This is a genomic window from Mesorhizobium sp. M1A.F.Ca.IN.020.06.1.1 (assembly GCF_004023265.1).
Taxonomy (GTDB): domain Bacteria; phylum Pseudomonadota; class Alphaproteobacteria; order Rhizobiales; family Rhizobiaceae; genus Mesorhizobium.
In genome coordinates this window covers 1-1,570 of the sequence record NZ_RZSR01001180.1, presented here as the reverse complement: position 1 = coordinate 1,570, position 1,570 = coordinate 1, and the positions used below count along the sequence as shown (strand labels likewise).

The 1,570-nt window shown below is 61.5% G+C and carries 2 protein-coding genes; one reads left to right on the top strand and one right to left on the bottom strand.

Going from position 1 to position 1,570, the window contains the following annotated elements:
• A partial coding sequence (locus tag EOA60_RS32250) for a diguanylate cyclase (RefSeq protein WP_128312577.1) occupies nucleotides 1–802 on the top strand: 802 nt, incomplete at its 5' end.
• Between the two features lie 509 nt (nucleotides 803–1,311).
• On the opposite strand, the gene rpmG is transcribed toward EOA60_RS32250, so the two are convergent.
• Nucleotides 1,312–1,479 carry a 50S ribosomal protein L33 gene (gene rpmG / locus EOA60_RS32240; protein ID WP_040995604.1) on the bottom strand — a complete coding sequence of 56 codons (168 nt, stop codon included), beginning with the start codon at nucleotides 1,477–1,479 and terminating at the stop codon, nucleotides 1,312–1,314.
• Nucleotides 1,480–1,570 lie beyond the last annotated feature (91 nt).

The following is a 1,570-nucleotide window of genomic DNA, read 5'->3' as shown; positions in this document are numbered from 1 at the left end:
CTTCCAGGCCGCCGAGACCGCCTATGAATGCGTGCTGATCTCGACGGCCTTCGCCGATTTCGATGCGCTCCGGCTTTGCTCGCAACTGCGCTCGCTCGACCGCACCCGCTTCCTGCCGATCATGCTCTTGGCCGATGAGGGCGAGGAGGGCCGCATCATCCGCGGCCTCGAACTCGGCATCAACGACTATCTGACGCGGCCGATCGATCAGCACGAGCTGACGGCCCGGCTGCGCACGCAGGTGCGGCGCAAGCGCTATAACGATCAGCTGCGCGCCAGCGTCACCCAGACCATCGAGATGGCGGTGACCGACGCGCTGACCGGCCTGCACAACCGCCGCTACCTGGATAGCCATCTTGAGACGCTGTTCGACCGCGCCGTGGCGCGGCGGCGGCCGCTCTCGGTGATGATCACCGACCTCGACCGTTTCAAATCCATCAATGACGCCCATGGCCATGACGGCGGCGACGACGTTCTGCGTGAATTCGCCAGGCGGCTGCGCAAGAACGTGCGCGGCATCGATCTCGCCTGCCGCTTCGGCGGCGAGGAGTTCGTCGTGGTCATGCCGGATACCGACGGGCCAATCGCCGAGAAGGTGGCCGAGCGTATCCGCGCCGAGATCGCGCAGGCGCCCTTCGCAATCGGCAGCGATGGCAAGACGATCGAGGTGACGGTCAGCGTCGGCGTGTCATCGGTGCTGAGGGGAGCCGATACGGTCGCGGCGTTGATGAAGCGAGCCGACCTTGCGCTCTACGAGGCCAAGAGCGGCGGCCGCAACCGGGTTGTCGCCAAGGCCGCCTAATCCATGCCACCCAATGGTGCGCAGCAGTTTTGCCGCATCGACATGGACAAGACCAGAAGACTTAAGCGCGTTGCCTGAAATCGTTGCGCCGTGAAGCGGTTACGCACGGAAGCCCCAATTCCGCGTCAACCCGATAGGGTTAGGAATTTACCTTAATCCAAGCGATTCGGGAGCCGTGGTTAAGAAATGGTTGATTTTCATACGTTCTTGCGCAAATCTGCTTGGCATAGACCGAAGACGAAGCCGGCACGAGGGTAGACTGCCCGGCTCGATCCAAAAAATACCCCATGATGCTCAGGTCCGCCGCATCTCCTGGGTCCGTGGGGTCGGCCGGCCGGCGCTGGCACATAGTGGCCTCCTCGTACCGCTGCCAACCGCCGACCGGCCCCCTTTTTCTCATGCATGATTCAGCGTCAGGCAGCCGCGGGCTTTCTTGCTCGAGCGTCCGCCCGCTGAAAACAAAAACGCCGCCCCAAGGGGCGGCGTTCGGCATTTCAGGATAAACCGGATCACTTGATCTTGGTTTCCTTGAACTCGACGTGCTTCTTGGCAATCGGGTCGTACTTACGGAACGACAGCTTGTCCGTCTTGGTGCGGCTGTTCTTGCTGGTCACGTAGAAGAAACCGGTGTCGGCGGTCGACAGAAGCTTGATCTTGATGTTTGCGGCTTTGGCCATGATGTTCGTCCGTTAATGTTCGTGGAGTTTTGGCCGCTGGAGCACGGGGAAAACACCCGGACGCGGGAAACTTGGCGCGACACATAAAGAA

What these genes read in the sequence shown, in the direction of transcription:
- rpmG (WP_040995604.1), bottom strand. Translation starts at nt 1,479, where the DNA reads ATGGCCAAAGCCGCAAACATCAAGATCAAGCTTCTGTCGACCGCCGAC.